This is a genomic window from Mesorhizobium sp. M7D.F.Ca.US.004.03.1.1, assembly GCF_003998635.1.
Lineage (GTDB): Bacteria > Pseudomonadota > Alphaproteobacteria > Rhizobiales > Rhizobiaceae > Mesorhizobium > Mesorhizobium loti.
In genome coordinates this window covers 1-873 of record NZ_RZQG01001484.1, presented here as the reverse complement: position 1 = coordinate 873, position 873 = coordinate 1, and the positions used below count along the sequence as shown (strand labels likewise).

At 65.4% G+C, this 873-nt stretch carries 1 protein-coding gene; it reads right to left on the bottom strand.

What is annotated here, in order from left to right; translation table 11 throughout:
• Positions 1-830, bottom strand: an 830-nt coding sequence (panC, locus tag EN935_RS38125; RefSeq protein WP_127374349.1) for a pantoate--beta-alanine ligase, incomplete at its 3' end; no start/stop codon positions are given.
• Between the last annotated feature and the right edge of the window lie 43 nt (positions 831-873).

The window sequence follows — 873 nt, the reverse complement described above, 5'->3', positions numbered from 1 at the left end:
TTGTCGATCAGCCTGGTCTTGCCGAGCCATGCGGCCGCGAGCAGGCGCCCTGCGCGGTCTTGACGCCAAGGTGCCAGCGTCAGGCTTTCGCGGGCCTCGACATAGTCGACTTTCTGGAAGCCGGCAGCGACGAGGGCGCGGCGGGCCTCTTCGGTTGCGTCGCTCTGGTCGGCGCCTGCCGCCAGGGCCACTGCCGTGTTGCGCAATATCACGTTGAGCTGGCGGGCGATCGTCAGTTCGGCCTCACTGAGATAGGCATTGCGTGACGACATGGCGAGACCATGCGCGTCGCGTATCGTCGGCGCGCCGATGATGTCGACGGGCAGGTCGAGGTCGCGGCAGAGCTGCCTGACGACGCAAAGCTGCTGGTAGTCCTTCTCGCCAAAGACCGCACAGTCGGGCGTTGCCTGCAGGAGGAGCTTTGCCACCACGGTGGCGACGCCGTCGAAAAAGGTCGGCCGAAAGTCCGATTCGAGCCCGGCTGAGGGGCCGCCGACCGAGATTTTTGTAGCGAAGCCGGCAGGATACATCTCGCCAACCGTCGGTGTGAAGGCAAGGTCGGCTTTTGCCACGCCCAGCCGGTCGAGGTCGCGGGCGAGCTGGCGCGGGTATTTGTCGAGGTCTTCGGTCGGCGCGAACTGCGTCGGGTTGACGAAGATCGACACGACGCAGCGATCGGCCCTTTCGAGCGCGATCCTGACCAGCGAGATGTGCCCGTCATGCAATGCGCCCATGGTCGGCACCATGGCGACACGAAGGCCATCGCGCCGCCAGTCACGGATTTGCGCGCGAAGTGCGGCAACGCTGTCGACGACGACGGGCTGGCTCATGCGTCATCCCTGCTCTTTGTCGCCGAAAAGACATGGCCGGGAC